Below are 19,128 nucleotides of genomic sequence, written 5' to 3' on the forward strand. Positions count from 1 at the left end.
GTCAGTAGCCGGCGGGGCCCGCGGACCCCGGGCCCGCGCCCTTCGGGCTGGGACCGTAGGCGTTGTCCGGCTGGGAGTCCTGGGCGAAGAACACGATGAGCACGATGGTGCCGAAGCAGGGGATCAGCCCGAGGAGCTGCCACCAGCCGCTGCGGCCGGTGTCGTGCAGCCGCCGGGCGCCCACCGCGAGCGAGGGGCACAGCAGCGCGAGCCCGACCAGCGACGAGACGACGCCGAAGAGCACCTCGCCGGGGCGGCCGGTGAGGTTGCCCAGCAGGTTGAGCACGATCGAGAGCAGCACGTAGGCCAGCACGTAGTACCAGAACTCCGAGCGGCGGGCGCGGCCGGTGAAGTCGGCGTAGTGCGTGAGCACGCGAGTGACGGCGTCGGTGATGGTCATGGTTCTCCCCCAGGGACGGCGCCGGCGGCGGCGCGGCGACGGGTGTCGTCGCCGGCGACGCTAACCGAGGAGGGCGTCGTCCGGGGAGGACGTCCCGGAGGGCTCCTCGGGCTGGCCGGGGAGTTGCAGGACGAGCCGGGCACCGCCCATCGGCGAGCGCTCGGCGTGCACGGCGCCGGCGTGGCGCTCGGCGGCCTGGGCGACGATCGAGAGCCCGAGGCCGGAGCCGGGCATGGTGCGGGACTCGTCGGCGCGGTAGAAGCGCTCGAACACGTGCGGCAGGTCGGCGTCCGGGATGCCGGGGCCCTCGTCGTCGACGACGAGGACGCCGTCGGCCAGGGTCACCACGATCCGCCCCTCGGCGGGGCTCCACTTGGCCGCGTTGTCGAGCAGGTTGGTGACGGCCCGCTCCAGCGTGCCGGGCTCGCCGCGCATCCACCACGACGCCAGGTGGGTCTCGAACACGGCGCCGGGGGCACGCCGGCGCACGCGGCCGAGCGCGTGCTCGACGACCTCGGCCACGTCCACGAGCTCCATGACGCTGCCGAGCTCCTCGTCGCGGGCGAGCTCCACCAGGTCGCCGACCAGGGTGGAGAGCTCCTCGACCTGGGCGCGGACGTCGTCGAAGACCTCCTGGACGGCCTCGGGCGGCAGGGCGACCTCGTCGCTGCGGGCCTGGGCCAGCAGCTCGATGTTGGTGCGCAGGCTGGTGAGGGGGGTGCGCAGCTCGTGCCCGGCGTCCGCGACGAGGCGCTTCTGGCGCTCTCGGGAGGAGGAGAGCGCGCCCAGCATCTGGTTGAAGGAGACGCCCAGGCGGGCGATCTCGTCGTCGCCCTCGATGTCGAGCGGCTCGAGCCGCTGGGTGCGTCCGATCTCCTCGACGCCGGCGGTGAAGCGCCGCACCGGACGCAGGCCGCTGCGGGCCACGCCGAAGCCGGCCAGCGCGGCGACGAGGACGCCGGCCAGGCCGAGCACCAGCGTCACCACGCCCAGGTTGGCCAGCACCGTCTCCTGGGAGGAGAGCGACTGCGCGAGCACCAGCGCCTCGCCGTCCTGGTTGGGCACGGGCACCGCGACGACGCGGTAGTGTTCCCCGTCCTCGGAGGTGATGCTGCGCAGCGACTCGGTGGAGTCGCCGGTGGCGACCGCGTACTCGGGGTCGCCGATGACGATGTCGCCGCTGCCGCCGTCGCTGCCGGCGGCGCGCACCTGGATGCCCGAGGCGGTCACCTTGAGGACGGCGATGCGGATGTCGCCGGCGCCCAGGGCGAAGGAGGAGATGTTGACGACGCTGTTGTCCAGGCCCTCGATCTGCGCGCCCGTCCGGGCCCGCTCGATCAGCGAGGAGTCGAGGGTGTCGCGCAGCTGGGCCCGGGTCACGACGAACGCGCCGAGCGCGACCGCCGCCACCGAGAGCGCCACCACGAACGTGGTGAGCACCGTGATCCGGCTGGCCAGCGAGCGTCGGTAGTGCCACCGGTGCCCGAAGCGGGCAGGCCAGTGCAGGCTCATGACTCCTTCAGGACGTACCCGACGCCGCGGACGGTGTGGATGAGCCGGGACTCGCCCTCGGCCTCGGTCTTGCGGCGCAGGTAGCCCACGTAGACCTCGAGGGAGTTGGCGGTCGTGGGGAAGTCGTAGCCCCAGACCTCCTCGAGGATGAACGAGCGCTCCAGGACGCGGCGGGGCCGGCGCAGGAACATCTCCAGCAGCGAGAACTCGGTGCGGGTCAGCTCGATCTGGCGTCCGGCCCGGCGCACCTCGCGGGTGGCGGTGTCCATGGTCAGGTCGGCGAACGAGAGCTGTTCGGTCTCGTCCTCGCCGGCGGGCGTGACGGCGCGGCGCAGGAGCGCGCGCAGGCGGGCCAGCAGCTCCGCGAGGGCGAAGGGCTTGGTCAGGTAGTCGTCGGCCCCGGCGTCCAGGCCCTCGACCCGCTCGCCGACGGCGTCGCGGGCGGTGAGGACGAGCACGGGGACGTCGTTGCCGGCGCTGCGCAGCGCGCGGGTCGACTCCAGGCCGTCGAGGCGGGGCATCATCACGTCCATGACCACCACGTCGGGGCGGGCCTGGGCGATGGACGCCAGCGCCTGGGCGCCGTCGTCGGCGGTGCTCACCTCGTAGCCGTTGAACTCCAGGGAGCGGCGCAGCGAGTCACGGACGGCGCGGTCGTCGTCGACCACGAGGACGCGGGGACGCGGTTGCGTCGCGTCCGGGGCAGCGGGGGCAGGCACGGGCCCACTGTGGCAGAGGCTGCTGAGTGCTGGCTGAGAGCCTCCAGTGAGGCCCCGGCCGGGCGGCTCAGACGTACCGCGCCGCGACCTGGGCGGCGCGCGGGCCGTAGCCCCCACCGAACAGGCAGGCGTGCAGCAGCAGCGGGAACAGCTGGTGGACGCCCTGGCGCTCCTCCCAGCCGTCCGCCAGGGGCGAGACCTCCTGGTAGGCCTCCATCACCTGCGGCAGCAGCGGCAGGCCGAAGAGCGCGAGCAGGGCGAGGTCGGTCTCGCGGTGGCCGCCGTGGGCGGCGGGGTCGATGAGGTGCGGCACGGTCTGGCCACCGGGGGGCGCGCCGGCGGGCAGGCCCCACAGCACGTTGCCGTTCCACAGGTCCCCGTGCAGGCGGGCCGGGGGCTCGTCCGGGACGAGCTCGGGCAGGCGTCCGACCAGGCGCTCGACCACCCGCGCGTCGTCGGCCTCGATGGCGCCGCGGTCGCCGGCGAGCTTGAGGTAGGGGAGCACGCGGCGGACGGCGTAGAACTCCGCCCAGGTGGGGGCGGGACGGTTGGGCAGCGGCAGCCGGCCGGCGTAGCCGTCCTTCTCGGCGCCGAACGTGGGCGCCCCGGCGGCGTGGGTGCGGGCCAGCCCGCGGCCCAGCTCGGCGGCCGACTCGGCGGAGACCCGGCCGGGCTCGACCCAGGACAGGACGAGGCACTCGGCGTCCACCGCCAGCACCTCGGGGACCGCGACGCCGCCCGCCTCCGCCAGCCAGCGCAGGCCGGCCGCCTCGGTGGGGAAGAGGTCGGCCGGGGCGCCGGGGAGCGTCTTCATCAGCGCCGTCCGGCCGTCCGAGAGCCGCAGCTTGGTGGCGTGGGCGACGTCGCCCCCGGCGACCTGCGAGGTCGCGGAGACGGCCGCGCCGAGCAGCCGCTCGGCCCGGCGGACGACGCCGGACGCCCGGGTCACGGCAGGCCCGTGGGGCCCGTGACCCCGGGGGTGCGCTGGAGGGTGGCGACGAGGCCGGCGGCCACCCGCTCGACCATGTGCAGCACGTCGTTGAAGCCCTGCTCGCCGCCGTAGTACGGGTCGGGCACGTCGGCGCCGGGGGCGACCGGGTCGTGGTCGCGGAACAGGTGCACCCGCTCGCTGCGCCCGCCCATCTCGGCCAGGTTGGCGGCGTCCATCGCCAGCAGCAGGTCGTGCTCGGCGAACCAGTGCGGGGCGAGCTGCTGGGCGCGGTGCTCGCTCGGGTCGTACCCCCAGGAGAGCAGGGCGGACGCCGCGCGGTGGTCCATCGCGTTCCCCACGTGCCAGCCGCCGGTGCCGCAGGAGGCGACGCGGACGTGCCGGGACAGCCCGGCCTCGTCCACCCGCTCGCGGAGCACGATCTCGCCCATGGGGGAGCGGCAGATGTTGCCGAGGCAGACGATGCCGACCGAGTAGGAGCCGGCGGTGCGCGGGGCGGGGATGGTCGCGGTGCGCACGGCGCTCAGTCCTCGCCCAGGACGCCGTCGACGACCCAGGTCACGACGGTGATGATGAGGGAGCCCCACAGCGCCGGCCAGAACCCGCTCACCCGGAAGCCGACGCCGAGCTGCTGGGCGAGCCAGCCGGCGAGCATGAGCATGGCGGCATTGATGACCAGCAGGAACAGGCCCAGGGTGAGGATGATGAAGGGCAGCGAGAGCAGCTGGAGCACGGGCTTCACGAACGAGCTGATCGCGCCGAGGATCACCGCCGTGATCAGCAGCGGGACGATCTTCTCGCTCCAGTCGCCCTGCCGGGGCAGGAACCAGATGCCCCCGATCAGCCAGGCGGCGACGGCGAGGGCGACGGCGTAGGAGACGAGCCAGCTCACGAAGCGCACGGCTCGATCATGGCAGGTGCCGGGTGGGCGTCCCCACCTCTTCCCGCGGGTGAGGGGGCGCCTGGACGCATGTCGGGGAGCACCGGTCGGGGCCACCGGACCAGTCCACTCCCGGCCCCACCGGCTCCCACCTGCGGGAAAGCGCTTGAGTCACCCGTGGGGCTGCCGATGGCTCACTCGTCCCGGGCGAGGAGCCCGGCACGACTCGTCCCGTGCGCCGATCGCACGGTCGCCCCAGGAGACCCTCGTGACCCTCGCCCCCGAACGACCCCCGGCACCCTCCCCGATCTTCGGTGCGCCGGCGCCCGCCGCGGACCCGGCCCCCGTCATCGAGCCCGCCCCCGACCGCGCGCCCGGCCCCTGGTCGCGCGTGGCGCTGCGGTGGAAGATCCTCACCCCCGTCGTCGTCGCCGGGGCGGTGGCCGCCGGCGTCGCCGTGGTCGGCGCCAACGGCATGGCGGCCGGCGTGGAGGACACCCGCACCATCTACGCCGACCAGCAGACCGTCGAGCACCTCGCCGACCTGCGCGCCATGCGCCGCGCCCTGGGCGTCGACGCCCGCGACCTGGTGCTGTCCGACGACGCCCAGTACGCCGACGTGAAGGCGCAGTGGGCGCAGGACCAGGCGGACTTCACCGACGCCTTGGACGCGCTGGCCGCCACCGAGATCGGGAAGTCCGAGCCGGAGACCGTCGACCAGCTGGCCGGTCAGCTCACCGAGTACGTCGCCTCGGTCGAGGCGGACGTCGCTGAGCACCGCGAGTCCGGCGACCTCAGCGAGTGGCTCGCCCACTACGACGAGGAGTCGCTGCCCATCGCCACCGCGATGAGCGACTCCCTCGTGGCGCTCCAGGAGGCGGAGGACGCCCGGTCGGCCGACGTCGTGGCCGACGCCGAGGCGTCCTTCAAGCAGCGGCTCCTCACCTTCCTCGGCCTGCTCGGGCTCGGGATGCTCGTCTGCGTCGCTGTCGCGGTGGTCGTGAGCAACGGGATCGTCCGGGCCGTCGGTCGCCTCCAGGTCGCGCTGGGCGCGATGGCGGGCGGCGACCTCACCGTCGCCGCCGGCGTCCACGGCGGGGACGAGGTCGGCCGGATGGCCGCCGACTTCGACGCCGCCCGGGAGGCCCTGCGCGCCTCGCTCGGCGGCGTCACCGACCACACCGTCGTCCTCGCCGCCTCGGCCGAGGAGATGGCCGCCGTGGCGATCGAGCTCGGCGGCGTCGCCGAGGAGTCGGCCGTCCAGGCGTCCTCGGTCACCACCGCCGCCGAGGAGGTCTCGGTGAGCGTCCAGGTCGTCGCGTCCTCCAGCGACGAGATGGGCATCAGCATCCGCGAGATCGCCGAGTCCGCGACCGACGCCGCCCGCGTGGCCGCCGAGGCCGTGGTCAACGCCGAGCGCACCACCGAGACGGTCACCCGGCTCGGCGAGTCCTCCGCCGAGATCGGCAGCGTCATCAAGACGATCACCGCGATCGCCGAGCAGACCAACCTCCTGGCCCTCAACGCGACCATCGAGGCCGCCCGCGCCGGTGCCGCCGGCAAGGGGTTCGCGGTCGTCGCGAACGAGGTCAAGGAGCTCGCGGTGGAGACCTCGAGGGCCACCGACGACATCGCCCGCCGGGTCGAGGCCATCCAGGCCGACACCAGCGGCGCGGTCACCGCGATCGAGCAGATCGTGGGCGTCATCGGGCGGATCGCGGACTACCAGACGACCATCGCCGCGGCGGTGGAGGAGCAGACCGCGACGACCGGCGAGATCAGCCGCAACATCGGCGGCGCCGCGAGCGGCTCCACGGACATCGCCCGCAACATGGAGATGGTCAGCCGCTCCTCGGAGCACACCGCCGCAGCCGCGTCCATGACGCAGGAGGCCGCCGGCGAGCTCTCGAAGGTCGCCCAGGAGATGCGGGACCTGGTCGGACGCTTCCGCTGCTGATCCCGTCCCGCCTCCTCACGAGCTCCTCGCGCCGGGCGGCAGCCGGCGCGAGGTGGGCGGACCCTCCGGGCCGGGAGCCCCGGACGGTGCCGCACCCCAGCCCCCGCACCGGCGCACGCCGTCCGGTGCGGGGGCTCGTGCGTGATCGGGGTGGACGCGGTGCACGAGAGGCACCGCATCCACCCCGATCAGCCGGTTCAGCCCGATCAGCCCCCCTCGGGCCGGGTGTCAGCCGACCTGGTCGAGCCCGAGGGCGTCGAGGATGTCGTCCTCGGCGTCGATGAGGTGCTGGCGCAGGAAGGCGTCGGCACCCTGCACGTCGCCGGACTCCAGCAGGACGACGAGGGCGGTGTGGTTCTCCGCCTCGTCGTGGGCGTTGCGCCGGATGCGCTCGACCTGCGCGAGGGCGAGCTTGAGCTCCACCACCAGCGCCTCGGCCATCGCCTGGAGGCGCGGCGAGCCGGTGAGGCCCACCAGGGAGAGGTGGAAGGCCAGGTGCCGCTCGTTGAGCTCCTGGTAGGACGCCCCGGCGGCGACGGCGCCCGTGTACGCCTCGAGGGTCTGGCGGACGCGGCGGCGCTGCGCGTCCGTGGCGAGCTCCCACCGGCGCACCCCGGCCCCCTCCAGCACCCAGCGGGCGCGGCAGACGTCGCGCACCGAGTCGGCCTCGGGCGTCGTCACGCTCACGCCGCGGTTCGGCTCGCGCGTGGCCAGGCCCTCGGCCACCAGCATGGTGAGCGCCTCGCGCACGGTGGGCCGGGAGACCCCCAGCGAGCCGGCCAGCGCGACCTCGCGCAGCGGGGTGCCGGACTCCAGCTCGCCGTCGAAGATCGCGCGGCGCAGCTCCGCGGCGACGCGGTCGACGGTGGAGGAGTGCTCCAGCCGCAGGGTGGCGAACTGCTCGGACACGGGGCTCATCTTCCTACGAGGCGTCGCCGCCCCGGCGCGGGACGTGCGGGGGCGGACGGGTGGGTGCGGGTGCGGGTGTCGGGACTTGCAGGGACCAGGGTCCTGCCTCACACTGGCCGATGTCAGATTGTCTGACAATCTGACAGATGTGACCGGCGTCATCCCGACGGCCGCCCCGACCCCCGATGTGCCCCCGACGCTCCCCAGGAGGACAGCCGTGAGCTCTGCCCGGAACCACCCCGCCCGCACCGCCGACCTGCACGCCGTCCCCGCGGCCGCGCCGCTCGCCGCGCAGCAGCCCGCCCAGCTGGCCTGGGGCCGGCACTACGCGGCCGTCCGGCCGGACCACTTCCGGGTCGAGTACGCCATCAACCCGTTCATGCACCTCGACGACCAGCCCGACCCGGCGCTCGCCCTCGAGCAGTGGGAGCGGATGGTGGCGACCCTGCGCGGCCTCGGCGCGCAGGTCGACGTCCTCGACCAGCGGCCGGACTCCCCGGACATGGTCTACGCGATGAACCTCGGGCTCGGCTACGTCGACGCCCGCGGCCACGACGCCATGGTGATGAGCCACATGCGCTACGCCGAGCGTCGGCACGAGACCCGGTCGGCGGAGCCGTTCTTCGCCGCGGCCGGCCGGGCCACCTCGTTCGTCGGCGCCGACGGCGTCGGCCCGCACCTGGAGGCCGGCGACGCGTTCGCGTTCGGCGACGCCCTCGTGGTCGGCTACGGCCCCCGGACCGAGGAGGACGCCCTGGCGCACCTCGCCCGCACCCTCGAGGTCCGCGTGCGCGGCCTGCGGATCACGCACCCCGGGATGTACCACCTCGACCTGGCCTTCTGCCCGCTCGACGAGCGCCGCGCCCTGGTCTGCCCCTCCGCCCTCGACGGCCCGTCCGCCGACGCGCTGCTCGACCTCGTGCCCGAGCCGCTCGTGCTCACCGAGGCCGAGGCGCTGAGCACCTTCGCCGCCAACTCGGTGGTGGTCGGCCGCACGGTCGTCATGCCCGCCTGCCCGCCGCGCGTGCGCACCCGCCTGGAGGAGTGGGGCTTCGAGGTCGTCATCGTCGAGGTCGGCGAGTTCCACAAGGGCGGTGGCTCCATCCGCTGCCTCACCAACCCGCTCGACGTCACCGTCGGCCGCGACCTGCCGCGCGTCGAGGGCGGGGACGTCGTGCTGCCCGGTGCGGTGGAGGGCGTCGCCTGACCCGCTGCTGACCCGCTGACCGGGCGCTCCTCACAGGCAGGCACAGCACCGGGCGAGGCGGTTCCTGGCCCCGTCTGCCTAGGGTGCCTGGCGTGTTCGGCAGCGAGTTCCCCGTCGGCGGCATCCCGGTGATGCTCGCCGGCATCGCCCTGACCGGGCTGCTGTGCCTGCTCGTGCGCCGGGCGCTGCGCGGCCGCGGGGAGGTCTTCTCCTGGTCGGTGGCGCTGCTGCTCTGGGCGATCGCCGTCATCGGGTTCGTGACCCTGCTGCCGACCAGCAGCGACACCGGCGTCGTCTACGCGGACGAGCGGCTGGCCGGCTGCTCGTGGGACATCGGCGGCCCGGCCCCCGACGGGTTCTGGATCTTCTCCGGCGGGCAGCGCCTGCTCAACACGGTGATCTTCGTGCCGGCCGGCGCGCTGTGGGCGCTGGCCGCGTGCCGCTGGCGGGCCGGCCGTGTCCTGGTCCCGCTCGGCCTGCTCGTGCTCGCCGGCTACTCGGCGCTCATCGAGTGGACCCAGCTCGAGGTCGCGAGCCTCAACCGGGCGTGCGACGTCACGGACGTCGTGGACAACAGCACGGGCGCGGCGATCGGGCTGGCGGCCGGCGTCCTGCTCGCCCTCCTGCTGCGACCGTGGCGCGAGCGCCCCGGGTGGGTGCCCGCCCACGGGGTCTCCCGCGCCGCCTGACGGCCCCGCCTGATTGCCCCGCCTGAGAGCGGCGCCACCCGGACGGGGCGACCGCCGGGCGAGGGCTTCGGCCGCGGGCCGAGTGCCTCCTATCCTGCGGCCCATGAGCGACGAGGCCCGCCCCGCCACCCCGACCCCGCGCCCGCACCTGGCGCGCGTGCCCGCCTACGTGCCCGGCAAGCCGCCGGCCCCGCGGGAGGACCTGGTGACCTACAAGCTCTCCAGCAACGAGAACCCCTACCCGCCGCTGCCCGGCGTGATCGCCGCGGCGCACGAGGCGGTCGACACCATGAACCGGTACCCCGACATGGGCAACGGCGTGCTCTACGCCGGGCTCGCGGAGAAGCTGGGCGTGCCGGCGAGCCACCTGGCCGCGGGCACGGGCTCGGTGGCGCTGATCTACCAGCTCCTCACGGCGTTCTGCGAGCCCGGCGACGAGGTCGTCTACCCGTGGCGCAGCTTCGAGGCCTACCCGATCGCGGTCTCCACGTGCGGCGCGGTCTCGGTGCAGGTGCCGCTCACCGCCGACGGCCGCCACGACCTCGAGGCGATGCTCGCCGCCATCACGGACCGCACCCGGATCGTCATGGTCTGCACCCCGAACAACCCCACCGGCCCCTCGCTCACGCAGACCGAGCTCGACGCCTTCCTCGCCCGCGTGCCCTCGCACGTGGTGGCGGTCGTCGACGAGGCGTACCTGGAGTTCGTCCGGATGGACGACGCCGTGGACGGCATCGCCACCTACGCGCGGCACGAGAACGTCGTGCTCTTCCGCACCTTCTCGAAGGCCTACGGGCTGGCCGGCTTCCGGGTCGGCTACGCCGTGGCCCCCGAGCCGATCGCGGCCGCGCTGCGCAAGGTCTCGCTCCCCTTCGGCGTGAGCTCGGTGGCCCAGGTGGCCGCGGTCGCGTCGCTGGGTGCGGAGGAGGCGCTGCTCGAGCGCGTCGACGCCCTGGTGGCCGAGCGCGACCGTGTCGGCGACGCCCTCAAGGCGCAGGGCTGGGCGATCCCGGACGCCCAGGGCAACTTCGTGTGGTTCGGCCTCGGCGAGCGGACGCTGGAGCTCGCCGCGGCCTGCGAGGAGGCAGGCATCGTCGTGCGGCCGTTCGCGGGCGAGGGCTGCCGGGTGTCCATCGGCGAGCCCGAGGCCAACGACCGGCTGATCGAGGTCGCCGCGCGGTTCGTCCGCGGCTGACGGCGGCTGACGGCGTCGCCGGGCGCGGTCAGAGCCGGCCGGCGACCGCGAGGGCGACGACCCCGAACCGGACGGTGCGCCCGACGAGGCACAGGACGGCGAACAGCGACCGTCGCCGGCCCCGCGGCCCTGGACACCCCACGGCAGCGCAGGCCTCGGGGGGCCCGTGAGAGGCCGGCCGGAGGGGCCGGGAACGCACCCGAGACCCCGCCGGACCCGGGCACGCAGCGAGAATCACCGGGCAATTCGGTGAGATGGTGATGCCCTCGTAACGGTGACCGGGCAGTCTTGCCCCCATGTCGATCAAGGTCGCCCTGGAGCACCGGACCACCTACGACTTCGCCGAGCCGGTGGGGGTGGGCCCGCACGTCGTCCGGCTGCGGCCCGCGCCGCACACCCGCACGCCGATCGACGCGTACTCGCTCAAGGTCGAGCCGGCCAACCACTTCATCAACTGGCAGCAGGACGCGTTCGGCAACTGGCTGGCGCGGCTGGTCTTCCCGGAGAAGGTGAAGAAGCTCGACATCACGGTCGGCGTGGTCGCCGACATGATCACCATCAACCCCTTCGACTTCTTCGTCGAGGAGTACGCCGAGCACTTCCCGTTCGACTACACCGAGGAGCTCCGCAGCGACCTCGCCCCCTACCTGCGCCCCGTCGAGGACGCGGAGAAGGTGGACGCCTGGCGCGAGGCGCTGGACCTGCCCTCCGAGGGCGTGCGGACCGTCGACTTCCTGGCGCAGCTCAACGCCGCCGTGCAGGGCGAGATCGCCTACTCGGTGCGGATGGAGCCCGGCGTCCAGACCCCGGACCACACGCTGGCCAGCGCCATCGGCTCCTGCCGCGACTCCGCGTGGATGCTGGTGAGCCTGCTGCGCCAGTACGGCCTGGCGGCGCGGTTCGTCTCCGGCTACCTCGTCCAGCTGGCCGCCGACCAGGAGAGCCTGGACGGCCCGAGCGGCCCGGCCGAGGACTTCACCGACCTGCACGCGTGGACCGAGGTGTTCGTGCCGGGCGCCGGCTGGATCGGGCTGGACCCGACGTCCGCCCTCTTCGCCGGCGAGGGCCACATCCCGCTCTCCGCCACCCCGCACCCGTCCTCGGCCGCGCCCATCGACGGCGCCACCGACAAGGTCGAGGTCGAGTTCTCCTACTCCAACACCGTCACCCGCGTCCACGAGGACCCGCGCGTCACCAAGCCCTACACCGACGAGGCGTGGGCCCGGGTGGACGCCGTGGGCCGGGCTGTGGACGCGCGCCTGGAGGCCGGCGACGTGCGCCTCACGATGGGCGGCGAGCCGACCTTCGTGGCGCTGGACGACCAGATCTCGGACGAGTGGAACACCGACGCCGACGGCCCGCACAAGCGCGAGCTGGCCCGCACCCTGGCCGAGCGCCTGCGGAAGACGTACGCGGTGGGCGGGGTCGTCCACCGCGGCCAGGGCAAGTGGTACCCGGGCGAGCCGCTGCCCCGCTGGAACATCGCGCTCCAGTGGCGCACCGACGGCAAGCCGCTGTGGGGCGACCCCGCGCTGCTGGCCGAGCCGTGGGACACCTCCGGCGCCTTCGAGGACGCCCACGAGCGGGCCGAGAAGCTCGCGCAGCGGGTGACGCGGACGCTCGGCCTGCCGATCGAGCAGCTGCGGCCCGCCTACGAGGACCCGTTCCTCGCGCTGGCCGAGTCCGTGGCCCGCCCGCACGGCGAGCGGCCCGAGGTGGACCTGCTCGACCCCGAGCACGTCGACGCGCTGGTGGCCGCCGGCGAGGAGCTCCCGGCCCCGCACGTCCCGGTGGCCGACGCCCGCACCGCCCGCGAGCACCACGGGGTCGAGACCGACCCGGTGCGCGACTCCGACGCCGAGCCCGGCGCCAAGGGCCTGCGCGACCCCTCCGACCCCACCGACCCGCGGGCCCGCGCGGCCCGCGAGCGCGACGAGGAGCACCCGGAGGAGCACCCGGACGAGGCCGCCGAGGCCGCCGAGGCCCCCGTGTCGATGGTCGACCGGCTCGACGCCGCCGGCCTCGAGCTCATCCAGCGCCTGGACGAGGCGGTGACCGAGCCGTCCGGCTGGGTCCTGCCCCTGACCCCGGGCGAGGAGTGGACCTCCCCGCAGTGGCGCCTGCGCCGCGGGCGCCTGGTGCTCACCCCGGGCACGAGCGCGGTCGGCCTGCGGCTGCCGCTGGACTCGGTCTCGTGGGTCGACCCCGAGCCCGACGACCAGCCGTCCTACCTCGAGGCCGGGGCGCCGCTGGAGCCCTCGGTCCCGGTCGTCCGCGTCTGCGCCCCGGACGGCGCGGCCACCACCGCCGTCGCCTTCGAGGCCCGCGACGGCCACGTGCACGTCTTCCTCCCGCCGACCCAGCGGCTGGAGGAGTACGCCGACCTGCTGAAGATCATCGAGGTCGCGGCCCGCCGGCTGCGCCAGCCCGTCGTCCTCGAGGGCTACGGCCCGCCGCCGGACCCGCGCCTGACCAGCCTCACCGTCACCCCGGACCCGGGCGTCATCGAGGTCAACGTGCAGCCCACCCGCACCTGGGGCGAGCTGCGCGACCTCACCGAGACGCTCTACGACGAGGCCCGCCGCTCGCGGCTGACCACGGAGAAGTTCGACCTCGACGGGCTGCACACCGGCACCGGCGGCGGCAACCACCTCACGCTCGGCGGCCACCAGCCGGTGGACTCCCCGATGCTGCGCCGCCCCGACCTGCTGGTGAGCCTGCTGCGCTACTGGCAGCGGCACCCCTCGCTGTCCTACCTGTTCAGCGGACGCTTCATCGGCCCGACCAGCCAGGCGCCGCGCTTCGACGAGGCGCGCCCGGAGGCCGTCTACGAGATGGAGATCGCCTTCGCGGAGATCTCCCGGATCACCGACTCCCTGGCCTGGCAGGGCCTGGAGCCGCGCCCGTGGCTCGTCGACCGCGCCCTGCGGCACCTGCTCGTCGACCTCACCGGCAACACCCACCGCGCCGAGTTCTGCATCGACAAGATGTACAGCCCGGACTCCTCCCGCGGCCGCCTCGGCCTGCTGGAGCTGCGCGGGTTCGAGATGCCCCCGCACGCCCAGATGGCGCTGGTCCAGGCGCTGCTGGTGCGCAGCCTCGTGGCGATGTTCTGGGAGCGGCCGAACACCGACCCGCTGGTGCGCTGGGGCACGGGCCTGCACGAGCGGTTCCTGCTGCCGCAGGGCTGCATCGCCGACATCGCCGAGGTGGCGGCCGACCTGCGCGGCGCCGGCATCGCGTTCGAGGAGTCCTGGCTCGACCCGTTCACGGAGTTCCGCTTCCCGCGGATCGGCGTGGTCCGGGTGCCCACGACCCCGGGGCTGCGGCCCGAGCAGGGCGGCAACGCAGTGGAGCTGGAGCTGCGCCAGGCCATCGAGCCGTGGACCGTCCTGGGCGAGGAGGCGACCTCCGGCGGCACGAGCCGCTACGTCGACTCCTCGGTCGAGCGCGTCCAGGTCACCGTCCGCGACGCCGACCCCTCGCGCCACCTCGTCACGGTCAACGGCGTCCCCGTGCCGCTGGCGCCCACCGGCCGACCCGGCGAGTACTACGCCGGCGTCCGCTACCGGGCGTGGCAGCCGTGGTCCGCGCTGCACCCCTCGATCGGGGTGCACGCGCCGCTGCACGTCGACGTCGTCGACGCGTTCTCGCAGGTCAGCCTCGGTGGGGCGACCTACCACGTGGCGCACCCGGGCGGTCGCAACTATGACGTCCCGCCGGTCAACGCCAACGAGGCCGAGGCCCGTCGCCTCACCCGGTTCGCCCCGCGCGGGCACACCCCGGGCCTGCTGGACGTCGCGGCCATGCGCGAGACCGGCCGCCGCGCGGCGTCCGCCGAGACCCCGCACACGCTGGACCTGCGGCGCGTGCCGGGACCGCTCCTCACCTGAGGAGGGTGGCGGTGACTGCGGACGTGGGGTGCGTCGGCCGCGACCCGGCGGCGACGCCGACGGGCGTCGGAGGGCCGGGTCGGGTGAGAATGGCGCCGTGACGGTCCTGCGCGACTACGCGGCCACGGTCTCCCAGCCGCCTCTGGACGACACCGTCCGGCCCCGCCGCTTCGACGAGATGGTGGGCCCGGACGGCTCGCTGCGACCCGCGTGGAAGCCGCTGGCGGAGCTGGCGGTGGGCCTCACCGCCCATGACCTCTACCGCGTCGACGGCGACATCGTCCGGATGCTCGCGGACGAGGGCGTCACCTACGGCCGCCCCGGCGAGCGGCCCGGTCCGTGGCGCCTCGACCCCGTGCCGCTGCTCGTCGACGCCCCGACCTGGGCGCCGCTCGAGGTCGGCCTGGCCCAGCGCACCGAGCTGCTCAACGCCCTGCTCGTGGACCTCTACGGCGAGCAGCGGGTGCTGCGGGAGCGGGTCGTGCCCGCGCCGGTCGTGCTCGGCCACCCCGGCTTCGTCCGGGCGATGGCCGGGGCGCGGATGGCGGACAGCCACCCCCTGATCTTCTCCGCCACGGACGTCGGGCGCGACGGCGAGGGCGGCTGGCGCGCGGTGGCCGACCGCACCCAGGCGCCCTCGGGCATCGGGTACGCGATGGAGAACCGCCGCGTCCTCTCCCGCGTGCTGCCGGAGCTCTACCGCGAGTCCGGCCTGCACCGGATGGAGCCGTACTTCTGGGCGCTGCGCAGCGCCCTGATGCAGGCCGCGCCCACCGACACCGCCGACCCGCGCGTCGTCGTCCTCACCCCCGGAACCCACTCCGAGACGGCCTACGACCAGGCGTTCGTCGCCTCGACGCTCGGCTTCCCCCTCGTCGAGGGCAGCGACCTCGTCGTCCGCGACGGCTGGGTCTACCTGCGGCAGGCCCGCGGCCGGTTGGAGCGGGTGGACGTCATCCTCCGCCGCGTCGACGCCGCGTGGTCGGACCCGCTGGAGCTGCGCGGGGAGTCCCAGCTCGGCGTCGTCGGGCTCACCGAGGCGGCCCGGCGCGGCCGGGTGCGCGTGGTGAACCCCATCGGCGCCGGCGTCCTGGAGAACCCGGCGCTCATGCCCTACCTGCCCGCGGCCTGCGAGCTGCTGCTGGGCGAGCCGCTGCTGCTGGACTCGGCCGAGACCTGGTGGTGCGGCGAGGCCGCCGGCCTCGAGGCCGTCCTCGACGCGTTCGCGAGCGACCCCGAGCTGCGCCTCACCGGCATCGACGGGGAGGACGCCGGCCTGGCCGGCCTGCCGCGCAGCGAGGTCGTCCAGCGGCTGCTGGCGACGCCGCACCGCTACGTCGGGCAGCGCACCCCCGTGCTCTCCCAGGTGCCGACCTGGCGCGCGGGCTCGGCCCGCCCGCGGCCGGTCACGCTGCGGACCTTCACCGTGCGCTACGGCTCCGCGTACCGGCCGCTGGTCGGCGGCATGGCGAACGTGCTGGACGAGCTCACCGGCCGCTCCTCGGCGAGCAAGGACGTCTGGGTGCTCAAGGCCGACCCGGCCGACATCGACCAGGGGCTCTCCGGCGTCCTGGCCGCCACGCCCGGGCGGGCGGCGCCGGTGGCCGCGCCCCGCGTGCTCGAGGACCTGTTCTGGACGGGCCGCTACGCGGAGCGCGCGGAGGACCTGCTGCGGGTCCTGCTGGTCACGCACGCGGTGGCCGAGGACTACCGCACCCGCCCCCGCACCGCCGGCGGCACGAGCCTGGAGGTGCTCCTCGCGTCCCAGGCGCGGCTGGCCGGCCGGGTGCACGCCGACCTCGACGAGGAGTTCCGCTCCGTCCTGCTCGACGCCGACCGCGTCGGCGGCGTCGGGCACAGCATCGCCTCGCTGCGCGACGCCCTGGCCGGCGTCCGCGACCAGCTCTCGACCGACACCTGGCGCGCCTTCGGCGTCATCGACCGGGCCGTGGAGCTCCTCGAGGGCACGCGGTACAGCCACCAGATCGCCGAGTCGGCCGGGCGCCACCTGACCGGCCTGCTCTCCCTCCAGGGGAGCACCGCGAACATGATGCAGGACGAGGGCTGGCGGCTGCTCTCGGCCGGCCGGCTGCTCGAGCGCGCGCTGCAGCTGTGCCACCTGCTCGTGGGCACCACCACCGAGCGCCGAGGGCTGGACGTCGACCGGGCCGTGCTCGGCGCGGTGCTCGAGGCCGCCGAGTCCGGGGTCACCCACCGCCGGCGCTTCCGCGGCTACGTCCGGCCCGCCGGCGTCCTGGACCTGCTGCTGCTCGACCCCGACAACCCGCGGTCCCTGCTCCACTGCCTGGTGCAGCTGCGCGGGCACCTCGCGCACCTCCCCGGCTCGACCGGCTCCACGCGGCCGGAGCGGCTGCTGGAGAACCTGCTCTCCGAGGTCGAGGCGCAGGAGGTCTCCTCGCTGGTGGCCATCGGCGGGGCCGACCGCCCCCTGCTCACCGAGTTCCTGGAGACGATGCTCGACCGCCTCACGACGCTGGCCGACGCCATCGCCGACCACTACCTGGCCGTCGGCCCGCCGCCGCGCCCGCTCAACAGCCTCGCGGTGCTGGAGTCGCTGCCGCTGGAGCCGGTCACCGGCACCATCCCGATCATCACCGACGACATGGAGCGACCGCCCGGCATCCCCCCGCGCACGCCCCGGGGCGGCTCGCGCCCGGGCGGGGGTGAGCGGCCGTGAGGTACCGCGTCACCCACCGCACCACCTACACCTACGACAAGCCGGTCACCGACTCCTACGGCCTGGCCTACGTGACGCCGCGGACGCTACCGTCGCAGGAGGTCGAGCAGTGCGAGGTGATGGTCAGCCCCGCGCCGTCCGACCTCACCACCCGCGAGGACTACCTCGGCAACCTCGTCACCTATTTCCAGGTCACCGAGCCCCACCGCCGGCTGGAGGTGGAGGCCGTCTCGACGATCCGCACCGCCGAGCCGACCCACCCGGAGGCCTCGCTGGCCCAGCCGTGGGAGCGGGCGCGGCCGCTGGAGCACCCCGACCTGCCCGGTTCCCGCGACGCCACCGACCTGGCGCTGCCCTCGGCGCTGGTCGAGCAGACCGAGCAGGCCGCCGCGTACGGCGCGGCGTCGCTCACGCCCGGCCGCCCCCTCGGCGAGGCGGTGATCGACCTCATGCGCCGCGTCCACCGGGACTTCACCTACGACAAGACCGCCACCACGGTCACCTCGACCATCCCGGACGTGTTCGAGAGCCGCGCCGGCGTGTGCCAGGACTTCGCCCACCTCATGCTGGCCTGCCTGCGCAGCCACGGCCTGGCCGTCCGCTACGTCTCGGGCTACCTGGCCACCGACCCGCCGCCGGGCAAGCCGCGGATCGTGGGGGCGGACGCCTCGCACGCCTGGGTCGCGGTGTGGCTGCCCGGCGTCGACGGCGCCGAGGACGCCTGGCTCGCGGTCGACCCGACGAACGACCAGACGGCCAACGAGCGGTACGTGACCGTGGCCTGGGGCCGCGACTACGCCGACGTGCCGCCGGTCAAGGGCGTCATCTTCACCGAGGCGAAGCGGTCCACGCTCAAGGTCTCCGTGGACGTGGCGCCGCTGGACGAGGACGGCAACCTGATCGAGGTCGTGGGCGCGCTGCCGGCGGCGGCGTCCGCCGCCTCGTCCGCCGCCGCCTCCTCCGCGGCCGGCACCCCGGTCGACCCCGCGGCGTCCGAGGACTGACACGGCGCCACCGGCTCCGGCGCGTCCCCGGGCGGGTGGTGCCCCCGCGGCGCCCGGATGCGTCATCCTTCCGCGGTGAAGGCGTACCGCTGCCGGGTCTGTGCGAACCCGCTCTACTTCGAGAACTCCGTCTGCGTGTCCTGCGGGACCAACCTGGGCTGGTCGCGCGCCGAGCGCGACATCGTGCCGGTGGACGCCAAGGGCACCTACACCGACGCCGCCGGCGAGGTCTGGTACGTCTGTAAGAACCTCAACCTCTCGGGCTGCACGTGGCTGACCCGCGACGAGGGCGGCTGGTGCTTCTCGTGCCACCTCACCCGCACCCGGCCCAACGACGCCGACCTCGAGGGCATCTCGAACTACCCCGTCGCCGAGCAGGCCAAGCGCGCGCTCATCACCGAGCTCGAGGGCCTGGGCCTGCCGATCCTCTCCAAGCAGGGCGAGGACGGCGCGGGGACCGGGGCCGACGAGGTCGAGGGGCTGGCCTTCGACCTGCTCTCCTCGGTGGCCGAGAACGTGGTGATCGGGCACGCGGACGGCGTCATCACCATCGACCTGGCGGAGTCCGACACGGTCTACCGCGAGAAGGTCCGCGACCAGATGGGCGAGCCGTACCGCACGATGCTCGGCCACTTCCGCCACGAGATCGGGCACTACTACCAGTGGCAGCTCGTGCGCGACGACGAGACGCACGCGCGGTACGTGGAGCTGTTCGGCGACGACACGGTGAGCTACCAGGACGCCATCGACCGGCACTACGCCGAGGGCGCGCCGGCGGACTGGGCCGACCACTTCATCTCGACCTACGCCACGATGCACCCGTTCGAGGACTTCGCCGAGACCTGGGCGCACTACCTGCACATCGTCGACACCATCGAGACGGCGCGCTCCTACGGCCTGGCCGGGCCGATGGCCGTCGAGCCGGCGTTCCGCGACGTCGTCCAGCACACCTGGATACCGCTCTCGACGGCGCTCAACATGGTCAACCGGTCGATGGGCAAGGAGGACCTCTACCCCTTCGTCATCCCGGAGGCGGTCGTGGACAAGCTCGAGTTCGTGGACGGGCTCGTGCGCGCCAGGTCCGGCAACGTGACGGGCACGCGGCCGCTGGGCTGA

The 19,128-nt window shown here is 74.5% G+C and carries 15 protein-coding genes; 8 read left to right on the forward strand and 7 right to left on the reverse strand.

Features of this window, described 5'->3' with window-relative positions; all coding sequences use genetic code 11:
* Position 1: 1 nt before the first annotated feature.
* The 6 genes from E8D37_RS09530 to E8D37_RS09555 form a co-directional block, all read right to left on the reverse strand.
* The gene (locus E8D37_RS09530; RefSeq protein WP_136569498.1) at positions 2 to 400 is read right to left on the reverse strand and encodes a DUF805 domain-containing protein; all 399 of its coding nucleotides are present in this window, start codon (positions 398 to 400) and stop codon (positions 2 to 4) included.
* A 60-nt stretch (positions 401 to 460) separates the two neighbouring features.
* On the reverse strand, positions 461 to 1,912 hold the full coding sequence (locus tag E8D37_RS09535) for a HAMP domain-containing sensor histidine kinase (protein WP_136569499.1): 1,452 nt from the start codon (positions 1,910 to 1,912) through the stop codon (positions 461 to 463).
* Entirely contained in the window at positions 1,909 to 2,631 is a 723-nt protein-coding gene (locus E8D37_RS09540; RefSeq protein WP_136569500.1) for a response regulator transcription factor, read from the reverse strand. Before E8D37_RS09540 ends, E8D37_RS09535 begins: the two co-directional genes overlap by 4 nt.
* 67 nt (positions 2,632 to 2,698) lie before the next feature.
* Positions 2,699 to 3,580, reverse strand: coding sequence for a fructosamine kinase family protein (locus tag E8D37_RS09545; protein WP_136569501.1), 882 nt, complete (start codon positions 3,578 to 3,580; stop codon positions 2,699 to 2,701).
* Positions 3,577 to 4,098 (reverse strand): low molecular weight phosphotyrosine protein phosphatase, encoded by a 522-nt coding sequence (locus E8D37_RS09550; RefSeq protein WP_240770313.1) that lies wholly within the window; start codon positions 4,096 to 4,098, stop codon positions 3,577 to 3,579. Before E8D37_RS09550 ends, E8D37_RS09545 begins: the two co-directional genes overlap by 4 nt.
* 5 nt (positions 4,099 to 4,103) lie before the next feature.
* Positions 4,104 to 4,481, reverse strand: a complete 378-nt coding sequence (locus E8D37_RS09555) for a phage holin family protein (protein ID WP_136569502.1) — start codon at positions 4,479 to 4,481, stop codon at positions 4,104 to 4,106.
* Positions 4,482 to 4,728: 247 nt separating this feature from the next.
* Between E8D37_RS09555 and E8D37_RS09560 the strand changes: the two genes are divergently transcribed.
* Positions 4,729 to 6,417 carry a methyl-accepting chemotaxis protein gene (locus E8D37_RS09560; RefSeq protein ID WP_136569503.1) on the forward strand — a complete coding sequence of 563 codons (1,689 nt, stop codon included), beginning with the start codon at positions 4,729 to 4,731 and terminating at the stop codon, positions 6,415 to 6,417.
* A gap of 228 nt (positions 6,418 to 6,645) precedes the next feature.
* Here the strand turns inward: E8D37_RS09560 and E8D37_RS09565 are convergent, their stop codons facing one another.
* Positions 6,646 to 7,335: a GntR family transcriptional regulator gene (locus tag E8D37_RS09565; protein ID WP_136569504.1), complete on the reverse strand. Its 690-nt coding sequence runs from the start codon at positions 7,333 to 7,335 to the stop codon at positions 6,646 to 6,648.
* Positions 7,336 to 7,543: 208 nt separating this feature from the next.
* On the opposite strand from E8D37_RS09565, the gene E8D37_RS09570 reads away from it, so the two are divergent.
* The 7 genes from E8D37_RS09570 to E8D37_RS09605 all read left to right on the forward strand — a co-directional run bounded on the left by E8D37_RS09570 (position 7,544) and on the right by E8D37_RS09605 (position 19,128).
* Positions 7,544 to 8,533 (forward strand): arginine deiminase-related protein, encoded by a 990-nt coding sequence (locus E8D37_RS09570; protein ID WP_240770315.1) that lies wholly within the window; start codon positions 7,544 to 7,546, stop codon positions 8,531 to 8,533.
* 92 nt (positions 8,534 to 8,625) lie between these two features.
* Entirely contained in the window at positions 8,626 to 9,222 is a 597-nt protein-coding gene (locus tag E8D37_RS09575; RefSeq protein WP_136569505.1) for a VanZ family protein, read from the forward strand.
* A 103-nt stretch (positions 9,223 to 9,325) separates the two neighbouring features.
* Positions 9,326 to 10,417, forward strand: coding sequence for a histidinol-phosphate transaminase (gene hisC, locus E8D37_RS09580; protein WP_136569506.1), 1,092 nt, complete (start codon positions 9,326 to 9,328; stop codon positions 10,415 to 10,417).
* A 296-nt stretch (positions 10,418 to 10,713) separates the two neighbouring features.
* Positions 10,714 to 14,310 carry a transglutaminase family protein gene (locus E8D37_RS20305; protein ID WP_240770316.1) on the forward strand — a complete coding sequence of 1,199 codons (3,597 nt, stop codon included), beginning with the start codon at positions 10,714 to 10,716 and terminating at the stop codon, positions 14,308 to 14,310.
* 97 nt (positions 14,311 to 14,407) lie between these two features.
* On the forward strand, positions 14,408 to 17,008 hold the full coding sequence (locus E8D37_RS09595; RefSeq protein ID WP_136569507.1) for a circularly permuted type 2 ATP-grasp protein: 2,601 nt from the start codon (positions 14,408 to 14,410) through the stop codon (positions 17,006 to 17,008).
* Positions 17,005 to 18,012 (forward strand): transglutaminase family protein, encoded by a 1,008-nt coding sequence (locus E8D37_RS09600; protein WP_136569508.1) that lies wholly within the window; start codon positions 17,005 to 17,007, stop codon positions 18,010 to 18,012. Before E8D37_RS09595 ends, E8D37_RS09600 begins: the two co-directional genes overlap by 4 nt.
* A 75-nt stretch (positions 18,013 to 18,087) precedes the next feature.
* Complete coding sequence (locus E8D37_RS09605) at positions 18,088 to 19,128, forward strand: putative zinc-binding metallopeptidase (RefSeq protein ID WP_136569509.1); 1,041 nt, start codon at positions 18,088 to 18,090, stop codon at positions 19,126 to 19,128.

This window comes from Nocardioides sp. GY 10127, assembly GCF_004919085.1.
Lineage (GTDB): Bacteria > Actinomycetota > Actinomycetes > Propionibacteriales > Nocardioidaceae > Nocardioides.

Excerpts from the sequence above, each read along its gene's own strand:
- E8D37_RS09530 (WP_136569498.1), bottom strand. The coding sequence starts at position 400 with ATGACCATCACCGACGCCGTCACTCGCGTGCTCACGCACTACGCCGAC.
- E8D37_RS09535 (WP_136569499.1), bottom strand. The coding sequence starts at position 1,912 with ATGAGCCTGCACTGGCCTGCCCGCTTCGGGCACCGGTGGCACTACCGA.
- E8D37_RS09565 (WP_136569504.1), bottom strand. The coding sequence starts at position 7,335 with ATGAGCCCCGTGTCCGAGCAGTTCGCCACCCTGCGGCTGGAGCACTCC.
- hisC (WP_136569506.1), top strand. The coding sequence starts at position 9,326 with ATGAGCGACGAGGCCCGCCCCGCCACCCCGACCCCGCGCCCGCACCTG.
- E8D37_RS20305 (WP_240770316.1), top strand. The coding sequence starts at position 10,714 with ATGTCGATCAAGGTCGCCCTGGAGCACCGGACCACCTACGACTTCGCC.